Genomic DNA, 20,774 nt, shown 5'->3' on the forward strand with positions numbered 1-20,774 from the left:
ACAAAATGAAAAACATAGCCATTCTATTGATAGCCATATTAGGTTTTACCGCCTGCAACAACAATGATAAAGATGAGCTTCCAGCTACCACGGAAGTCAACTTTTCATTTGCACACAGTCTTAATGGACAAGCTCTTGAACTTGAAAGTGAAGCTTATACATTACCATCGGGAGAAAGCTTTACACCAAGAAAATTTAAATACTACATTTCCAATATCACGTTTACCAATAGCACCAATAATTATAGTTATAAGGTTGAGGATGGGTATTTCTTAATTGACCAAGCTGGAAAAACTGCTTTTAGTGTGGAAGTCCCTACAGCAGCCTACGACCAATTGACCTTTTACGTGGGCATTGACAAATCAAGAAACCACTCCACAGATCAGGTCGGAGACCTGGATCCCAACAATGACATGGTTTGGAACTGGAACACTGGTTACAAATTCTTGGTATTGGAAGGAGAATGGGAGTACCAGTCTAGCGAACGTCAGGGATTGATTGTTCACATTGGAAACAATGACCCTGAAAGTGAGCAAAATTTCAAAGCCATCAGCTTCGATTTAGAAGATGCTGGAAAATCACTTGGGAACTCAGCTACAACCAGCCTTTCATTTGAAGCTGAGCTTAGCGAGCTATTTATCAATCCCAATACTTTGAATATCCACGAACTGGAAAGCACTAGTATCATGGGAGGCGATCTAGCCATTAAAATTGCCAATAATTACCAAGAAGGGCTTTTCAGCCTAAAATAAAATACAATCACCATCAGTGAAATCCCAGCGCTTACATAAGTTCATATTGTTCTTGGGCATAGGTATCTTGACCTCATGCCTGGACAATGTTTCACCAAATGAAGAGACAGGGCCGGAGTACTTTACACCAGCCCTCTCTTCTACTTTGGGACAAAATGACTTTCCACAACTGGAGCGCAACCCCATGAGCACAGAAGGTGTAATTCTAGGAAAAACCCTCTTCTATGATAAAGCGCTTTCTCAGAATGGCAAGGTTTCCTGTGCAAGTTGTCATGATCCATCTATGGCTTTCACCGATGGATTGGGTTTGTCCAATCAGGGAGTATCCGGAACACCTTTGCACCGTCATGCTCCTCCCCTGTTCAACCTGGCCTGGCATAAGGGTCTCTTTTGGGATGGTGGCTCGGTAAACCTTGAATCCTTGGTATTTGGTCCGCTGACTCATCCAGATGAAATGGGTGCTGACTTGAATGAAGTTTTGCATTACCTAAGAGGGAGCTCTACCTACCCAGTCCTTTTTGAGGCTGCATTTAAATCAGACAGCATCACCAGTGCTTTGGTGGGAAGGTCACTCGCTCAGTTTACAAGAAACCTGATTTCTCAAGACAGCAAATACGATCAATGGAAGCGAAATGAAATAGAACTAGACGACCCTGAAATTCAAGGCTATCAAGTCTATCAGAAAAACTGTAGCAGCTGCCATACGGAAGGGCTTTTTACAGATTTGTCCTATCATAACAATGGTCTGGATGCTTCTTACCCAAATCCTACAGAGCTGGAAGGAATCTACCTAGGGCGGTATCGAATCTCCTTTGAGGAAAAAGATAGGGGAGCCTATAAAACTCCCTCATTAAGGAATATTGCTGTGACTGCTCCTTATATGCATGATGGTCGGTTTAATACTTTAGATGAAGTCCTTGAACACTATGACCATGGGGTTCAGGTTAATGAAAGTTTAGCCCCCCAATTGACAGACGGGATTCAACTTAGTGAAAAGGAAAGAACTGATCTTTTGGCTTTTCTGAATACCCTGACAGATTACGAATTTATCCACAACAAAGCTTACCAAGAGTAAGTGATTAGATATGAAAAAAATTATATTCCTAATATCCCTGATTACTTCTATTTCCTTAGTGACGAAAGAAGCCAAGGCTTGCGACAGTTGTAATTTCTTTGAATACAGCCTGCTCCAAAATCGAAGTTATATTGGGCTTTTTTACCGGCATCGGTCTTTTGGCAACTACGATCAATATGGCTATTCTTCACCTCCCCAAACTTCCAGTACTTACCTAAGTACTGCCTTCAAAAATGGAACTGCAGCCACCTATTCCAGCAATGCCAGAACTATTTCATCACCGGATTTTGATCCGGACTTTATCGTCATGCATGAGCCCGAAGGAACAGGCCTTTATGTCAATAAAACTGACCAAGACTGGGAAACTTATGAAACCGTGGAGCTTCGGGGCAACTTTATGTTCCAAAACAAATGGAACTTTACTTTTCTCCTCCCTTACGAATCCAACAGGGTGCATTATGAGAAGATGTTGGATTTGCCCAACCCTGTTCAGGACACCACACTATCGGTTCACGGTTGGGGAGACCTCACCTTAGCCATAGACCGAATTTTCTATGTTTATAACACTAAGGCCCGCCATACTTTCCGTCCAGGCTTAGCACTGCTTGCTCCTACTGGACAATCTAGAAAAATAGCCCAAAACGGTACGCTTATGGATCCTATTATCCAACCTGGGACTGGTTCATGGAGTTATGTTGCCCGGTTTAACTACCAGCTTTTTTACAATAAAACTGGCCTGAATGCCGGATTTAGTTATAAGCAATCCACAGAAGGGGCGCAAAACTATCAATTTGGCAATAGTATTAATGGTTCCTTAGTTGGTTTTCATCAATTTTCGCTCAATGATAATTGGCTTCTGGTTCCAAATATTGGCACCTATTATGAACAATCCCAAAAGGATATCTGGGAAGGTGAAAAACAAAACCTTACAGGAGGGAAAGTCCTTTTTGGACAAGGAGGTCTGGACATCAATAGGCAAGAGTGGACTCTAAGCTTCCTTTGGCAGACTCCGCTTACCCAAGACCTAAATGGCAACCAGATTCATCACCAAAACAGATTGAGTATTGGCATCATAAAAGCCTTCAAACTATAGAAAATGAAAACAGATTTTAAAGTACTGGTTCTGCTATCAGTACTTTGGATCAAAATCATGGCAGCTCCCATAGTATTTATTGATTTCAAAATCCGGCAGGAACGGTTGGCTCGTGAGGAATGTGTAGAACGTTATGCAACTATCACGGTTTGTCGGGCAAGCTGTGTGCTGAAAAGTAAGATCTCACTTACCACTGACGCCAAAGAAAAAAAGGAATCAATAAAAACTAGCAAATACCAAGAGTGGATGTTTATGGATGATATTCCAAGGTTTTCGCTTTATAAACCAATGCGAAAATCATCAGGCTACCTGAGGGAACATAACCCAAGCCGTGGTTTTGTACAAGGTATTGATGAGCCTCCCCAAGTAAACGTATAGGATTCCTAGGGGACAAAACCCAACTTGATCACAGCCCCTCTGGCTTTACCTTTACAGAATAGGGTTGCCGTTGCAAATTTGTGATTATTTGAAACAAGTTGGAAAACATAAAAACAAGTAAGAAAAAAATGAAAAATACATATAAACTTTTATTAGCACTTTTTACACTGGTTGGTTTTGCATCATGCGATGAAAATGTAGATGACGTGATGAACATCGAGGGAAGTGCCAACCTAAGCCTTCAAATAGCCCATACTTTCGGGGATGAAGCCTTCCAATTGGATCAAGAATACACTTCTACTGATGGGGCTTCTCTCAAATTCAACGAATTGAGGTACTGGATCTCTAATGTGGAACTGACCAAGGAAAATGGAGAAACATTCAAAGTAGCTGACTCTTATTACCTGATCCAAAACATGAAAGAACAGGTCGTTCAAGATAGATTTGTTCTTCCTGATTCTGTAAGGGAAACTGTTGTACTAAAAAACATACCCACAGGAACCTATACAGGAATAAGCTTTGCAGTCGGTATCGACCCTATGTACAATGATGACCTGACTCAAACTGCAGGGGAATTAAATGCACTGCAAAACATGTCTTATTCATCATGGATGTGGTTCACCAGTTATATCTTCACCAAGTTAAAAGGAACAACTTCTCACGGTGGAGAAGAAGTCGCTTTCTCTTTTGAGACCGGTTCCAATGACTGCTACAGAAACATCAACTTGCAATTAGAAGAGCCGATTATGATTGCAGACAATATGGGGGACGAAATCACCGTTCAAAATGACATTGAAAAACTTTTTTCAGATATCAATTTTGATGGTGACCTAATGTCCGGAACCCAATACGTCATTGGTGCTACCAAGCCCGAAATGATGATGAAGTTGTCCAACAATTACCAAGCTGCTTTTACGGTAGAATAAGCGTTTATTTTAGACAAAAATAAAAGGGAAAGCCAGTAGCTTTCCCTTTTACGCTTTATTAACCTTTATATAAAATATGATGGCTATATGGCCACCTGAAACTGCATCACTGCCATTCCCTTTCGATCACTACTGATATATTCTCCTGAATTATTCAGTGTGAATATAGGCCGGCTTTGATAACCGAGAGACAACTTGGCCCTATTTCCATTGATCAGCCAGTTCATCCCTCCATCATACATGACCATGGGATCAGAAAAAAGCTCAAAATCGGAATATTGGCTGGAAATATAAGGCTGCAACGTTCCTGCCTTTCCCAATAAATCTTTTTGGAACAAATAACCCAATTGGGCATAAAAGGTATTTCCTGTACCAATCATAGGAAAAGCATTGCCAGAACCGTTGAAGCTTCCATTTTCATTGGTGCCGGTCGCAGGATTCATAGCACCTATGTTCCTGACATAGTTCTTTCCATAATCATTATGGCTAAAAGAAGCATAAGCTGTTACTGCCGTTCCTTTATTTGCATCAATTGGTTTATCATAGAAAACATCTACTGCAAGTAGCGTGAGGTTAGAACGGACAGTATCCACCCCATTATCAGCGTAATGCCACATGGCCTCTTTTTGGGTCATAAAACCCGCACCGATGTTAAACACACTTTTGGTTCCCAAATAGGAACCTACTTGATAGGGTGTGGTATTGGACTCCTTGTCCATCAGCATGTATTTGAAATAACCGTGATATTGAGCGTATCCAGGCTCTGATGAAAACAAGGCGTTCTCTCCAATTTCCGGGGCTTGAACAGCTGAATTTTGGATGGACATGGGTTTGGATACGGCTACCCTATAATCCAGCTTTCCCAACTGCCCTTTTGCATAAACACTCAACTTTCGCACAAACTGGTCATTGACATCATTGGTAGCCTGCTGATAAAGCGGTGCGTCCAAGGAAAGTATGGAGCCAATGGAAGGCGAAGAGTATCTTGACAGACCATTCCACCCCGTCAAACCTGCACCCAATGATAGCTTCTCCTGCATCACCTTATACTCCCCAATTGCATCCAAGAAAAATAATCCTTGCTTTCTTGGAGACCGATAGGATAAATTGTTTTGGCCAAACTGGGTATAAAAGAAAACCTGATCAGAAAGTTGCCCATAAAGTTGGATTCTGGTTCTCCTCAAACCAATATCAAATAAGTTTTCATCTGGGGTTCCGTAGACTTCTGATCCAGGGTTAGCCTGTGTGTACCGAAGCCAAACTTGATTCAAAAAAGTACCTTTTACATAGTGGGAGCCATCCGCATTCAAATTGAACTTCAGTTCTTTCTTTTCTTTGGAATCCTCTTTAGAAGATTGCGCATGCATTTCTCCACAAATTAAGCTTAACCCTGTAAGCAAAATGCTAAAATATTTCATTTTGAGTTTAATGTAAGAAAATTTTAAGTTGGTAATCGTATTGACATAGCCTACGTCAAAATTCCATCCCCATCCATATTTCGCCTTTTTTTTATGTGAATATAGCATTATTCCTTATAAACGGTAAGAGGAGAATCGATTGGCAACTGCCGATGTGCTTAAAGGTTCTTCAAAAGGAAGCATGTCTAAACCTATTTAACAATATCAAAATTGTCCTACCATAACTATAGCAAGAACTGTTTATACAGATTTTAAAGTAGTTATGAGATTTAAAAATTAGCCAAAATTTAAATTTAGCCTTATCTAATATTTTTTTTCTGTTTATTTAATTTTTAATTTCGTTTATCTAAACAAATATTTTAGAAAATATTAAAACATGATAAAGTTATCCATTGCCTCAAGTATGCTATTTTTAAACAGCTTTCTTATTGCTTTTGCCCAAGAAACTGGAAGCATTTCTGGAAAAATCAATGTGGAAGACAAGGCGCCTATTTACGCCGCTATTCAAGTATTGGGTACAGAGCTTGGAGCAATGACGGATGCTAATGGTTCATTTCAGATTACGAATGTTCCAACAGGTGAACAAACTCTAAAAGTGAAATGGATGGGCTACCAAACCATCCAAAGAAAAATCACTATCCTATCTGGAAAAGCCACCCACATTGATTTGGAATTGAAAGAGGATAAGCTCAATCTCAATGAAGTTGTAGTGAGTGCTACCCGATATGAACTTGACCGAAAGGAAGCCCCTGTAGTGGTCAATGTCCTCAGCCCTAAACTTTTCAACGCCACCCAATCTTTAGCACTTTCTGATGGGCTTAATTATCAGCCTGGAGTAAGGGTAGAAACCAATTGTCAGAATTGTGGTTTTACGCAGGTAAGACTTAATGGTCTGGAAGGTGCCTATTCCCAGATTTTGATCAATAGTCGCCCTGTATTTAGTGCCCTAAACAGTGTCTATGGATTGGATCAAATCCCGACCAATATCATCGAACGAGTAGAGGTGGTCAGAGGTGGTGGATCTGCTTTGTACGGTTCCAATGCCATTGCTGGCACCATCAATATCATCACTAAAGAGCCCGTAGAAAATACTTGGCAGGTCGGTTCTAACCTTGCCTTGATCGATGGACAATCTCCTGACAAAATGCTTAACTTCAATGGATCCATCACCAGTGAAGACCTTAAAACCGGGGTGACTTTTTATGGGATGTTTAGAAACCGGGACAGCTATGATGCCAATGATGATGGTTTTACAGAACTCACCACCTTAGAAAACAACACCTTTGGATTAAAATCCTTTATCAAACCTTCTGAACTGAGCAAAATCACCTTGGATTTCAGTGCGATTAAAGAATATAGAAGAGGTGGCAATGCATTGGACCTGGCTCCCCACTTCACGGATATCACCGAGGAACTGGAGCATAATACAGTTATTGGAGGCTTGACTTATGAGCTTTTCAGCCAAGACCACCGTAACAAATTCTCTACTTACATTTCTGGCCAAACGACTCAGAGAAACAGTTACTATGGAGGCTTGGGAGGTGGAAGAACTGAAGCTGACAGTATTTTGGCAGCTAACGCCTATGGCGTCACTGATGACCTTTCCTTGGTTGCCGGCTCTCAGTTTTCAAGGAGTTTCACCAATAATGATGTAGTCATTTTTGGGTCGGAATACCAATTGAGCAAAGTAAGAGATGAAATTGCAGGCTATAACCGCTTGGTCGATCAGCGCGTCCAGTCTATCGGTTTCTATGGACAATATGAATGGCGACCCAACGATAGACTTACAGCCTTGGCTGGTGGAAGGTTTGACCATACATTGGTGGACGGCTTTTATCGCATTAGTGACATAGAAAGATCTTCCGATGTGTCCACCAGTGTACTTAGCCCACGGGCCAATATCCTCTACGATATCAACCCCAAACTTCAGCTGAGAACTGGTTATGCAAGAGGGTTCAGGGCTCCACAAGCTTTTAACGAAGACCTTCATATCTCTTCTGTAGGTGGTGAACCAACCTTTGTAATCCTTTCGGACGATCTAAAAACAGAGCTATCGGATGCCTACACCCTTTCTATAAACTATTCCAGTAATTTTGGCGATACCCAATTCAGCTTTCTTGCAGAGGGATTCCACACCAAACTGAAAAGACCCTTTACCACTGTCAGCACCGGGGCCACTTTACCCAATGGTTCTATTTTGCAGGAAGTCCGAAACGGAACAGGTGCATCTGTGCAAGGAGGGAATTTTGAATTGAGCCTCTCCCCTTCTTCCAAATTGCTTTTCCAAGCAGGTGGAACACTTCAGCAGTCTGAATACCAAAATGAACAAGTCCTTTTTGAACCTGAGGAAGACAATGAAACAGAGCCTACGGTCAGCACCAAACAGTTTGTCCGTTCACCAAATGCCTATGGATACCTCGCTTCCAACTGGGCCATCAATGAGCACCTTGCACTAGACTTGACTGGAACTTATACGGGCTCCATGATCGTTCCCCATGTGATCAGTCCTACCGGATACCTGGACTTGGTGGACAGCAAAGCCTTTCTAGATGCTAATTTAAAGCTTTCCTACCATTTTGACCTGATGCAGGATTTTCACTTAGAGTTAAGTGGTGGGGTACAAAATATGTTTAACAGCTATCAAAATGATTTTGATCAAGGCCCTTTAAGGGATTCCAACTACATTTATGGCCCGGCTAGGCCAAGGACCTATTTCTTTGGAATCAAAATAGGGAACTTCCATTAAAGTTTCCCAACAAAAAAATGCAACACTCAAAGACCCTATTCATATTACTGATAATGTTTTTCTTGGGCAAGGATGTTCTTGCTCAGGAAAGCATTCAATGGCTCTCATTTGAGCAATTGGATGACTCCCTTTCCAAGCAGCCCAAGAAAGTTTTCATCGACTTCTATACGGATTGGTGTACCTATTGTAAAAAGATGGACCGTAAAGTATTCACCAAGCCTGAAGTCATCCAAAAAATTAACAGCGAATTTTATGCAGTTAGAATGGATGCTGAAAGCCGGGACACCATCCAATTTGATAGGCATGTATTTTTCAATCGACAAGCGACTGACAAGAGGGCTGGCATCCATGACCTGGCCATGTTATTAGGCCAAAGAAATGGAACATTTGCCCCTCCTACTATGATTGTGCTGGATAATGACTTTAAGGTATTGGACAGAAGATTTGAATACCTATATAGTCAAAAATTAATGGAATGGCTTAGCAATTTTGAGTGATTTTAGGATTGTTTTTTCTCTCTGCGAAGCAGGCCCATTATTGTACCGGCTCCTATTCCTACAAAAGTTTCCTGTTTGTTCATGACCAAAATGGGGCCAACGGTAAAGCCAAAATACCGTGAGAAAGGAAATTCAATTTTTGGACTGACAACGATGCTCATATGGTTTTCTCTTTCATATTCCCAAGTATAATTTTGGGCCAGAAAATTATCTTGTACTTTTTCCCAATTGGTCGGCTTTTTTAATTTCGAATAGGCCAGCCCAATTGACAGGTTCGCCCTAATGGTCCCTAAAGGATTTATCGGAACGATCCTGCCATAACCGACCTGATAGGTTTCCATCAAATCATAAGGTTTTGTGGTTCCCAGCATCAAAGCATCTATTAAGCCAATTTTATAGTCCTCGGGCCTGTTTTCTGGCGTTTTTGCATTGGCCACCCAGCCAAATTTAAAGGCATGTTTTTCTTTATAGACCCAATTAAGGGCTATCTCTCCACCCAAGTAATTGCCTCCATAAATTTCTCCTGAAGAATAGATGAAATTATTGTCAAAAAACTGAGCATAAAGGCTTTGTGCAGAAACCAGATAGAGTAATAAGAAAAGTACCCTCTTCATTTATCAAAAGTTTTAGAATAACTAAATTTATCATTATTCAGTTTAATAAAAAACTTCCTCCAAATAAATATGATCGAAGAAGTAGAAAACATTTCCTCTTGATCTTCAGACTAATACTTGGTATAAATCTGATACAGTACTTTTTCCATTTCTCTTTTCAATTCGCTGGAACTGATCACATAATTATTGTGCATAAAGCTAAAATAAAGTGTTTTTCCAGACTTGGTCAGCAAATAGCCACTCAGGCAATGTACCCCGCTCAAAGTACCCGTTTTGGCAAATACATAAGGATTTTCATCATCAGACTTATACCAAGACCGGATGGTTCCTGACTTCCCCCCGGAAGGAAAATAAGCAAATATCTTCTCCTCTGGCACCTCCGCCCTGATCTTCTCCAACAGCTTTACAATACTTCTCGGGGTAAACTTATTTTGACTGGAAAGCCCTGAGCCATCCACCCATTGGGGGCTGTCAGGCAAGTCATCCAGGTAATTCTCCGTCACATATCGAATCGCACTCTTCACCTCTAGCGAATCAAACAACTCATCTGCTACCAAAACCATCAATTGTTCCGCTAAAAAATTATCACTGATGGTCAGCATCTGTTTGTACAAAGAATCCGTGGAGATCCCTTGAAGCTTTTGATGTTCTCTATGTTTAAAAGGTTCGTAATCTATCACTGCGATCTCTTTTCCAAGTGTATCCATAAGCAGCTCTTTGGCCAATTGACTGGAGGTCACAAAAGGCTTATCGGTCTCAAAGCTTAGTGAATCGGCCTTCAGGTAATAACGGAAGTCATTCATCTTTTGATCTCTAACAATGCTGTAACTACGGGTAGGCATGTAGCGGTCCTCCTTGATATTATTCACAAAAAACAAAGGTGAAAAATGCATCCTATCTTCAGCCAAATCTTTCTTAAAGCGAATAATATTCCCATAAACCGGCATTGCTGAGCGCTCTGGACCGTAATAATAATTGTACCAGTTCCAAGACCATCCTGAAGCGTAAGCCTGCACTTCATCAAAATTGTCTGCCATATACAATTTTTTATCTGTTCCTTTTAGCAGATCCAAAACAGAGGAGTCCTCAAAGTCCGGATGAAGCAAGGCTGGATCACCAGTTCCCCAAAAGATCAAAGAATCCCCGCTTTCTATATAATCCAAACTATTTACTCGTTCTCCAAGAATTTTATAAGCAGCATAGAAAGTAAACATCTTCGTATTGGACGCAGGCGTAAAGTATTTGTCTTCATTCATGGCATAAAGCACCTTGTCCTTGGCTGGGTCAAAAAGCATAAAACCTGTAAAACCTTGGTCAAAAACTTCCGAATCTCTGACAGATTTCTTGATATGTTGGACTTTGCAGGCAGACAGTAGTATCAGCGCTGCTAATAGTATATTTTTCATCCTACTAATTAAAATAAAAAAGTCTCCTACTGAATAATCAGCAGGAGACCATATGTGAAATATTAAAATTTAATTCGCATTCCAGAAAATTCTATCTAGGAGATTGACTTCTGGGACATTGTTACCGTTTCTACTCAATTCACTATCCGGATATGCCAACCTTCTGATAAACTGTCCATTTAAATCAGGGTTTAAGTTTACTGGTAGATCCATTCCTTCATAAGCATAATCAAACCTTCTAGCATCATTCCATGTTTCAGGGTGCAGGAACAAAGCTACCCATTTCTCCTTGAAAATATCTGACAAAGAGAATGCAGCTTCTCCCATGCTTACACTTGGATCCGCGAGGTAAGCATTCATATCTGCCTCTGGCACACTGAGCATTGTCATGTGAGCCCTAATGCCATCTAAATAAGCTTGGTAGGACCGCGCCTTATCTGTATCAAATGCTGCCTCCGCTTCAATAAACTTCTGCTCAGCATATGTTCCAATCAATACAGGAGAAGTAATGGTGGTATAGTACTGCCCCTCCACCAAAGTGGACCTTGCACCTTGTTCAGGAGCATCGCCTCTACCAGCACCATTAACAGTACCGACAAACTCCCCTTCATCAGTCGTTCCTACCATTAGAGGTAACCTAGGGTCAAATATCGGATAAGAAGTTCCGTCCAAAGCCTGAATAAACTGTTCGGAAATCCATCCTCCCAATAAAAGGTTGGCATTATTTCTTGCCACACTGGCCCAAGGGTTAAAGTCTTGTTCGAAGAAGTTTACTTTGGCATCATCGTCATTAGAAGCAAAACCATTATCCACTGCTGACAAAACTTCGGCTGCGTTATAACCTGCATCCCCTTTCAGGTGAATCATGTACCTGGCTTTTAGCATATTTCCAAAAGCAATCCATTTGTCTACATCTCCTTCAAAAATAAAATCATCGGCACCAATGGATATGGTAGTTTCCCCTTCTAAATTTTGAATCCCTTCATCTAGGTAGCTCAAGATTTGATCATAAAGGGCAGCGTCATCATCATAAGCAGGTGTAACCGTTTCGAAGTTAAAACTTTCAGAAAAAGGCATATCACCAAAAATGTCCACTCCCATTCCTAAATTGAGTGCCATCAAAATTTGACTGGCTCCTAGGTAATGCCCCGCTCCTGACTCTTCAGCTTTATCGATCATCACATATAAATCCGTCATGGCATTGTACAAGTTAAACCAAGTGGAACTATAACTTACAGGCTCCATGGTATCTGAAGAACTTGCAGGGTTAGGTGAAGCCAAATACTGGACATAGTTCGAAGTTATACTCCCCACTCTGTAAGTGTTCAATGCTGACTGATATGTCACATGGGTCATCAACCCGGAGATAGGGGCATCTTGTGGATTGTTCGGGTTTTCATTGACATCCAAATAGGATTCACAAGAACTGGCTAATAGTATTACCAGCGCCCCAAGTATATTACTGATTTTATATTTCAATTTCATAATTCCTTTCATTTCTTAGAGTCCCAAATTCAATGTAAAGTAAAAGCTCTCCACTCCTGGGTAGCCCAAACCGGTAAAGCCTACTGCGTTTCCTCCGGCTCCGGCCGAGAATGATTCAGGGTCAAAACCATCCCAAGGGGTATAAAGAATGATGTTGTTGGCTGCAACGGATGCTCTAATTGATCTAAATGGTGTATTTTCCAACACACTAGATTTAACATTATACCCCAATGTTATATTCCTCAATTTGATAAAGCTTGCATCCTGTACAAAGTTTTCACTGATCGTACGGTAAGTATTTCTCCAATAACCGGCTCCATAATCCCTACCATCAGGGCCTTCTCCTTGACCTAACCAAACTTCTTGGGTATTGGGAGAACCATCTGATAGGACTCCATCAAAAACAATTACATCATTCCTTGCTTCCGTATAATCGTTTTTACCAAAGGCAGAAAGGAAATTGTCAAACTGATTGTATTGATCAATGTCTGCCCTGAAGTCAATCAAAAAGCTTAAATCAAAATTCTTGAAAGTAAAATCATTTTTCAAGCCTCCAATCCACTTAGGAACTGCATTTCCAAGTATCAGCTGACCAGCATTCCTAGCAGGAAAACCTGAACTTGCAATGATCATTGGTAGATCTGATTGCGCATATTTGCTTTCCGGGTCAGCCCCATATCTCTGATAACTTGTCCCATAGATATTACCATAAGCTTCACCTTCAATTAACTTCATGGTCACCGTGCTTCCACCATATCCAAACTGACTTCCCACTACAATTTCATCTATGCCTTCTCTAATCCCTTTCACTTCATTGTTATTCATGGAAAAGTTGGCCGTGGCCCTCCATGTAAAATCGGACTTTTCGATAATCTGGCCACCTAAAATAACCTCTATACCACTATTTTGAATCTCTCCAGCGTTGGTAATGTAGGAACTAAATCCTGTAGCATCAGAAATTGGAACCGGTATGATTTGGTCTTTTGCATTAGACTTATAATAAGTGAAATCCAAGTCAACTTTCCCATCAAAAAAGGCCATCTGTGTACCAAATTCAATGGAAGTGGTCAACTCTGGCTTCAATGCGGGATCTCCAAAATCACTGTTTCTACTGAAACCTACTTGGCCATTAAGTGGGAATACACTAGGAGATACAAAAGTAGCCCCTAGTATGTGTGGGTTGGTATCTTTACCCACTTGCGCCCAAGATGCCCTCAACTTTCCAAATGTAATCCATTCTGGTAGCGCCATGGTTTCGCTGAACACATAACTCAAATTGAAAGATGGATAGAAAAAGGAATTGTTGTCCTTAGGTAATGTGGATGAAATATCATTTCTACCAGTGACATTCAAGAATAAGAAGTTTTTATAATCGACTGTAAGGTCTCCATAAAAACCAACCAATCTCCTGATACTTTTACCTTGACTGGCAAAAATCTGGGTTGTGTTATTTAAATTGTAAAACTCAGGAATCACAAAGTCAGAGCCTGTAGCTGTTACACGATCATACTTCCTTTCGAAAATATCATTTCCCAAACGTAAAGTAGTATTCCAGTCTGCATCAAATTGTTTCTTCAAAGTAACATAAAAGTTGGATGTCAAATCTCGGCTATTGATTCGAGTTTCCTCTATATAACCCGTTGAGCTTAGAGCCACTTCCCCATCTATGCCTTTTGGCCCAGGTGTTATTTCAGTTCTGGCATCACTATAAAAGTCCGTTCCTAAACGATAAGAAAAAGTTAACCATTCCACTGGACTATAATTAAGATTGATGTTTCCGATCACCCGATTTACATTATCTTCATAGGTTGAAAACCTTGCGTCGTAAATAGGATTGGTATTTCCATAGGTTTTCATAGTCCCATCTTCATTGATATAATCCCTGACATCTTGAGTTTCTGCCCAATACATCATTCTTTCCATGAAGCGGTCATGGGGAACTCTGTTACCCCCAGAATTGGTATAATTAATGGATCCACCAAAATTAAATTTTTCACTGGCAGTCACCGTACCCGAGAGCTTGGCGGTTGTTCTCTCCCATGAACTAAACGGCATGATTCCATCCTGATCCAATCGACCAAATGAGCCATAGAACGTAGCTTTTTCACTGCCTCCAGAAATACTGACACTGTTGTCTATCTTTACGCCAGTATCAAATGCTCTATTCCAGTTATCTTGGTATTTATGCCCTTCTACAGTTTGCGCTACTTCAGAAATTGGAGCACCCCAAGAAGGCCAGAAACTGGAAGGGTCGTATTCACCACTAAAACCTTGACCATACTGGTCTTGAAGTTTAGGGAGTCTATTTAAGGTCTCAAAGCCAATAGAGCTGTTTATGTCCACCCTAACCTCTCCGGCTTTTCCACGTTTGGTTCGGATAATCACTGCTCCGTTTGCTGCCCTCACCCCATATAAGGCTGTTGCGGCTGCCCCTTTCAAAACTGAAATCGATTCAATGTCATTTGGGTTGATATCTGCGGCCCTGTTGGTCATTCCCCGGGGAGTGTTGACAGATTCAGTGGTAGAGTTGTCTATAGGCACACCGTCCACCACAAACAAGGGTTGGTTGTTAGCACTTGGATCCAGTGAATTGACTCCCCTGATCACAATCCTTGCACTTTGTCCTGGAGCACCGCCAGCATTGGTGATTTGAACCCCTGCTACTTGCCCCTGCAAAGCACTTACCACATTAGTTTGCTTCGTTTTGGTAATTTCACCTGCATCCACTACCTGGGCAGCATAACCAAGGCTTTTTGCACTTTGGTCAATATCAAAAGCTGTCACTACTACCTCGCCCAACTCAGACACATCTTCCGCTAATGACAAATCAATAGTGGTTCTTCCATTTATCGGAACGCTTTGCGTCACAAAACCCAAATAGGAAAATACCAATGTCCCTTCCCCATCAGGTACATCTATAGAATACATTCCATCCAAGTTGGTTACGGAACCCGTACTAGTTCCTTGTAATAAAACACTTACTCCCGGAAGCGGAGAATCATTATCTTCCGTGGTCACTTTCCCTGATATCGTTACTTCTTGAGCGTGAACTGCTGCCACCAAGAAGAAAACGAAAACAAACAAAGTCATTTTCGTAAAGATTTTTTTCATTGGTAATTGATTTGTGGGTTATTAAAATATTTTTAACATAAAATTTGCCTTAATAAAATAAGGCAAAACCTTATACTGAATTCAAGAACACATTCAGTAGTTTCAAAACATAATACTTCAATTTTGTAAATTATTTGTTAAGAAGCAAACCGCTAAAATAAATTTTATTTAATCTAAGTTGTTTGTTATTAAGGGCTTATCAGCAATCCGAAATCTTGCCAGTGTTGGCAAATAGAAGCAGCAGGAGAGCTGAAAGAACTATTTGTTTTCACTCCAATAATGCTCGGTAGAGCCACAACTCTTAAAGTGAATACCTTGTTCAATTCTTTGATTTTTGATGAATGCAATCCAAGCAGGTTTATCATGAAAGAGAAAGGAAGTTTGGATGATAGATTCAATGCGGATAACCCTAACCTATTTTTCAAATATTATTCGACAACACATGACATAGCAAACTCACCAATAGACCCACTGCCTTAAAAAGTATTATGAAAATCCACCAAACAGAAAAACAATATGTTTTTATCATACTGGATGACATAAAAAAAGTCTCCCACCAATGGTAGGAGACTAAATATTTAGATTTTTAGTTTAATTAATTAGCGTCCCACCAGACTTTCCCATAGAGGCTTTCAGCACCACCAAACTGGCGCTGGACAGCTTCATTGTAATTATCAGTATTATTGAACTGCTCTGCCTCAATATAAATTTGTCGGTTAGGTACATCAGCACCTCCGGGAGAAACCATATTATCAGGATAACCAGTTCTTCTGTATTCTGCCCATCCTTCATATCCATGCATAAACAAGTGAATCCATCTTTGCGTCGCAATCTGTTCGATGGCTCTAGCTGGATCATAAGCAATATCTGCTTGCATCATAAATGCATCCAAACCGCTCACGTCAGCATTCCATTGCATCATGGAGTTTTCAATGGCCATATTGTAGTAATTTTCTGCCTCAATATCTCCTCCTGAAACCCATCCCAACTTGGCTGCTTCTGCCATAGCAAATAATGTCTGGGCATAAGTCACCAGGTAAACTGGAGCATCCTGTTGGTGAATGGCACTTCCCAAAAGGGCATACTTTTCAGTATCGAAATCCTCAATATCTCCGAAAAGTAAACCTGTGTAATCACCATCTGTTCTGTTAGGATCTCCATACACGAAAAGCCTTGGATCTCCATATGGCTTCATTTTTTCCACCAAAGTCTCACTCAAAGCCCACCATTCTCTACCTTGCAAGTCAATTTGGCTAAACCAATAATTCTGGTTGTTGGCATCTGCCAAATGTTTGAAAACCAAATTATCATCATTGGATTCCATTACACCAGCCTGCATCGCTGCAGTGAACTCCTGCTGAGCAAGACTTGGATTTACTTCTGACAACCTAAGCGCCATCAACATTCTAATGGTATTGGCTAATTTGGACCACTTAGACATATCACCATCATAAATGATGTCATTGCTAATGCTACCAGCTACAATTTGATTATCGGCTGCTGTCAAAACACTTAACAAATCGCTATAAATCGATTCTTGTGTATCATATGCTGGTGTAAAGTCATCAGCACCTTGAAGTGCCTCGGTATAAGGTATATCTCCCCATCTATCCGTGATATGCCAAGTAAAGTAAGACTTAAGAATACTTGCTACCGCCAATTGATTGGGTATTGGGCCTTCATTACCACTTAAATCATCTGCATTCAGTACAGTTTCCAAGTTCATCAATGGTCCTTGGTACAAACCATAAAAACTGGTACTGGACTGAGGGTAAAGGGATGCATTTACATATTGTGTTTCAGAAAGATACTGAGACATAAACTGAGCCGAAGGAGATGAACTTAATCCTGGCAAATACAACATGGCATTTGCGATTAGTTGCGTACCTGAAGCTTGGCTAGGGGCGTTTGGATTGACATTGATATCATCATCAAACTGATCACAACCAGAAAATAAGGCTACTAATAGTATAAATATATTTAACTTCTTCATGGTTTCTTCTCTTTAAAAGGTAACATTTAGATTAAACCCAACAGAACGTACAGAAGGCAACTGACCTGATTCATACCAACCAATCGACTGGCTTCCAGTGGAAATTTCAGCAGGGTTGATGCCCTTAGGTGCGTTTTGGAAAATCATTGCTAAGTTTCTGCCTACAAGTGCTACCCTTACATTTTCTACTGGTAAGTTCCCCAACTTATTTTTGGTGAAGTTGTAACCTAATCGTACTTCTTTCAATCTTACATATGAAGCATCATACAACCAGTCTTCATAAATTCTTCTCGCTACCACTCCATAGTATGATCTAGGATTAACATAAGCTACCACATCTTCGCCAGTCTCTGCAGAAATACCTTCCACTCTTACTCCTCCACCATCTGCCACATCATCACGAACATTGAATCCTTTATCATTGATTTCGGCACTTATTGGGTCAAGTCCAGTTCTAACGGCCAACATTTTAGACCTACTGAAGAACTGACCGCCGATCTGGAAGTCAACCATTGCCGCTAAATCAAAGTTTCCATAAGAGAACACGTTTTGCAAACCGCCATTGAAATCAGGCAATACTGTGCCAAAATCATGTGTAGCATCTGTATAAAGAGGAAGATTGTTGCCATCTAACAAAATCTTACCAGTTGCTTCATCTCTTTGATATGCCTGACCTACCAAACTTCCAAAAGGTTTACCCACATAGGAATTCAAATAGCTAGAAGTAGAAGAATAGGTCGTGCTACCATACTGATAGACATCTATACCCGGGTAAAGTTCAACCACTTCATTTCTGTTTCTACTGATATTAAAGGCAATATCCCAATTGAGTTTGCTTTGCTGTAGAGGAGTGGCAGTAATCGCCAATTCAAAGCCTTTGTTCTCTATTTGACCTGCATTGATAGTAGCAGATCCATAGCCACTTGCTCCAGACACATCCAAGCTAAGGATTTGGTTTTTGTTGATCTGTTGGTAATAGGTAAACGCCAATCCCAATTTTCCTTCGAAGAATTTCAAGTCCAAACCTGCTTCATATGAGTGTGCGAAAGAAGGTTCTACATTTGGATTGTTCAAATTATCAGGCACAGCAAGTGTATTCACAGTAGATGAACCAGAATAAATTGAACCTACATTGTAAAAAGAAGTGGTGCCATATGGAGCCAAGTCAGAGCCTGCCTGCGCATAGCTCAATCTCAATTTACCCAAAGTCAAAGGAGTCCAATCCATTAGCTCACTAAAGACAAAACTACCAGACAAAGAAGGATACCAATAGGAGTTGTTTCCTTTTGGTAAAGTCGATGTGTTATCATTCCTGATTGAAGCATCAAGGAAATAAATGTTATCATATCCTAATGAAACCATTCCATAGACACTCTTGATTTGCTTTCTCAACTTATAAGAGTTTGTCGCTGGTCTATCAATGGAAGCATCAATATTGTAAAAACCTGGAGAAGACAAACCTCCAACGGTAGCCATAGATAGATAAGAATAATCTCTATCATAGAAATTGGTACCAAAGTTGGCATCAAGAGAGAATTTGTCCCATGTCTTGGTATATTGAGCTAAAAACTCATAGTTCATCTCTTTGTTCTGGTATTTACCTACGGAATAACCGGGGTTTCCACGGCCACCAAAAGCAGCTCTGGAATCAATATTCTGTGTATACATATCGGACCTAACAAAGCCACTTAACTTCAGTTCTGGAAGGACCTGATAAGTCAACCCTACATCACCGAAAAGTCTATCCCTACTATCATTAGAGAAGTTTTCATATGCTAAGAAATAAGGGTTTGCCCAGTATAATGGAGAGAAGTTGGTTACTTCACCGGTAGAAGTACTTGGTCTTCTTAAGTTCCAGTGAAAAAAGCTACCATCGTCATACTTGTAATCCTTGAGTCTTTCCATATCCAAACTTCTTTGGAACCATTGCCCCATATACCTAGACCCATCCTCAGAACCTTGTCCAGGTCTTCTACCTCTGTTTGCTGCATAATTAATATTGGTAGACACCCTCAACTTCTCTGTTAAATCTGTCCCTACACTCACCCCAACATTATTTCTTTTGAGCATTGTATTGGGTTCCACTCCTTGGACTCTGGTATCGTTCAAGCTTATTCTATAATTTGAATTTTTACCTCCACCAGTAATGGTTACACCATTGTTTACATTAGTGCCAGTCTCATAATAATCTTTGATATTGTCAGGATGAGGAACAAATGGTGCCAATTGGCCATATTCCGGATCCTGAGGATAAAAGCTTTCAACGTGTCTAACCATGGTGCCGTCCATAAGTGGCCCCCAACTCTCATCAACCGACATATCAACATACCTATCACCATTTGGTAAGGTTCTCCAAGTCTGGCTTGAACCCCCACCATATAAATTCTGATATGGCATCAAGTTATAGACACTTTCTACAAAGACTGCAGAACTCAACTCTACTTTGACCTTGGAGTCCTCTTGGCCTTTTTTGGTGGTGATCATCACTACACCATACTGACCTCTAATTCCATATAATGCTGAAGCAGCTGGTCCTTTAAGTACATTGATAGAAGCTATATCCTCTGGGTTTACATCTTGACCCAAGTTACCATAATCTACCCCCGAACTACCGGAAAAATTAGAGTTTGAAATAGGAGTTCCGTCTACCACAATAAGTGGTTGGCTACCACCAGAAATGGAGTTAACTCCCCTGATTTTTATTTTCTGGGTTCCTCCCATACTAGCTCCTGAAGCACCTTCTACCTGAACCCCTGCGATCTTACCTGATAAGGATCCCAGTACATTTTGTTCTTTGGTAAAAGTAAGGTTTTCACCATCTACTTCTTGGGTGGCGTAGCCAATAGATCTTTCATCACGGGTGATCCCCAAGGCCGTAACCACCACTTCACCTAGCTGAGAAACATCTTCAGCCATCACCACATCTATTTTGGTCCTGTTGTTAATAGAAATCGTTTGGGACACGAAGCCAAGGTAAGAAAATACCAAAGTACCTCCCCCTCCAGAAACATCAATGGAATACATCCCATCTAAGTCTGTCACAGAACCACGAGCGGTTCCTTGCAAAAGAACGCTCACTCCAGGAAGGGGTGAGCCATCTTTTTGTGTAGTCACCTTACCTGTAACCGTCACTTCTTGAGCCCTAACCTGAAGGACAAGAAAGAAAACGAAAACAAGCAGGGACATTTTCGTAAAGATTTTTTTCATTGAAACTTGATTTGTGTGTTGTTAAAATAAATTCAAAATAATATTTCTTAAAAAACAAGAAACAAAAAATTAT

Annotated in this window: 14 protein-coding genes; 7 read left to right on the plus strand and 7 right to left on the minus strand. The window is 40.6% G+C overall.

Going from position 1 to position 20,774, the window contains the following annotated elements; all coding sequences use genetic code 11:
- Positions 1-5: 5 nt before the first annotated feature.
- From JL001_RS20995 to JL001_RS21015, 5 genes are all read left to right on the plus strand, one after another.
- Positions 6-752 (plus strand): MbnP family protein, encoded by a 747-nt coding sequence (locus JL001_RS20995; RefSeq protein WP_200979639.1) that lies wholly within the window; start codon positions 6-8, stop codon positions 750-752.
- Positions 753-804: 52 nt separating this feature from the next.
- On the plus strand, positions 805-1,827 hold the full coding sequence (locus JL001_RS21000) for a cytochrome-c peroxidase (RefSeq protein WP_236252928.1): 1,023 nt from the start codon (positions 805-807) through the stop codon (positions 1,825-1,827).
- Between the two features lie 10 nt (positions 1,828-1,837).
- Positions 1,838-2,920: a hypothetical protein gene (locus JL001_RS21005; RefSeq protein WP_200979641.1), complete on the plus strand. Its 1,083-nt coding sequence runs from the start codon at positions 1,838-1,840 to the stop codon at positions 2,918-2,920.
- A 3-nt stretch (positions 2,921-2,923) separates the two neighbouring features.
- On the plus strand, positions 2,924-3,298 hold the full coding sequence (locus tag JL001_RS21010) for a hypothetical protein (RefSeq protein WP_200979642.1): 375 nt from the start codon (positions 2,924-2,926) through the stop codon (positions 3,296-3,298).
- Positions 3,299-3,426: 128 nt separating this feature from the next.
- The gene (locus tag JL001_RS21015; protein WP_200979643.1) at positions 3,427-4,224 is read left to right on the plus strand and encodes an MbnP family protein; all 798 of its coding nucleotides are present in this window, start codon (positions 3,427-3,429) and stop codon (positions 4,222-4,224) included.
- A gap of 83 nt (positions 4,225-4,307) precedes the next feature.
- Here the strand turns inward: JL001_RS21015 and JL001_RS21020 are convergent, their stop codons facing one another.
- The gene (locus JL001_RS21020; protein WP_200979645.1) at positions 4,308-5,642 is read right to left on the minus strand and encodes a hypothetical protein; all 1,335 of its coding nucleotides are present in this window, start codon (positions 5,640-5,642) and stop codon (positions 4,308-4,310) included.
- A 376-nt stretch (positions 5,643-6,018) separates the two neighbouring features.
- Here JL001_RS21020 and JL001_RS21025 point away from each other — a divergent pair, with 376 nt between their 5' ends.
- Entirely contained in the window at positions 6,019-8,388 is a 2,370-nt protein-coding gene (locus tag JL001_RS21025; protein WP_236252929.1) for a TonB-dependent receptor, read from the plus strand.
- 17 nt (positions 8,389-8,405) lie between these two features.
- The gene (locus JL001_RS21030) at positions 8,406-8,885 is read left to right on the plus strand and encodes a thioredoxin family protein (protein ID WP_200979647.1); all 480 of its coding nucleotides are present in this window, start codon (positions 8,406-8,408) and stop codon (positions 8,883-8,885) included.
- Between the two features lie 2 nt (positions 8,886-8,887).
- Here the strand turns inward: JL001_RS21030 and JL001_RS21035 are convergent, their stop codons facing one another.
- The 6 genes from JL001_RS21035 to JL001_RS21060 form a co-directional block, all read right to left on the minus strand.
- Positions 8,888-9,499: a hypothetical protein gene (locus JL001_RS21035; protein WP_200979649.1), complete on the minus strand. Its 612-nt coding sequence runs from the start codon at positions 9,497-9,499 to the stop codon at positions 8,888-8,890.
- Between the two features lie 110 nt (positions 9,500-9,609).
- Positions 9,610-10,905, minus strand: a complete 1,296-nt coding sequence (locus JL001_RS21040) for a D-alanyl-D-alanine carboxypeptidase/D-alanyl-D-alanine-endopeptidase (RefSeq protein ID WP_200979651.1) — start codon at positions 10,903-10,905, stop codon at positions 9,610-9,612.
- 69 nt (positions 10,906-10,974) lie between these two features.
- The gene (locus JL001_RS21045; RefSeq protein WP_200979653.1) at positions 10,975-12,390 is read right to left on the minus strand and encodes a SusD/RagB family nutrient-binding outer membrane lipoprotein; all 1,416 of its coding nucleotides are present in this window, start codon (positions 12,388-12,390) and stop codon (positions 10,975-10,977) included.
- A gap of 15 nt (positions 12,391-12,405) precedes the next feature.
- Complete coding sequence (locus JL001_RS21050; protein ID WP_200979655.1) at positions 12,406-15,501, minus strand: SusC/RagA family TonB-linked outer membrane protein; 3,096 nt, start codon at positions 15,499-15,501, stop codon at positions 12,406-12,408.
- A 595-nt stretch (positions 15,502-16,096) separates the two neighbouring features.
- Positions 16,097-17,494: a SusD/RagB family nutrient-binding outer membrane lipoprotein gene (locus JL001_RS21055; RefSeq protein WP_200979657.1), complete on the minus strand. Its 1,398-nt coding sequence runs from the start codon at positions 17,492-17,494 to the stop codon at positions 16,097-16,099.
- A 12-nt stretch (positions 17,495-17,506) separates the two neighbouring features.
- A complete protein-coding gene (locus tag JL001_RS21060; RefSeq protein WP_200979659.1) occupies positions 17,507-20,701 on the minus strand; it encodes a SusC/RagA family TonB-linked outer membrane protein in 3,195 nt (1,064 codons plus the stop codon).
- Positions 20,702-20,774: the final 73 nt, after the last annotated feature.

The organism is Echinicola sp. 20G (assembly GCF_015533855.1).
Taxonomy (GTDB): Bacteria; Bacteroidota; Bacteroidia; order Cytophagales; family Cyclobacteriaceae; genus Echinicola.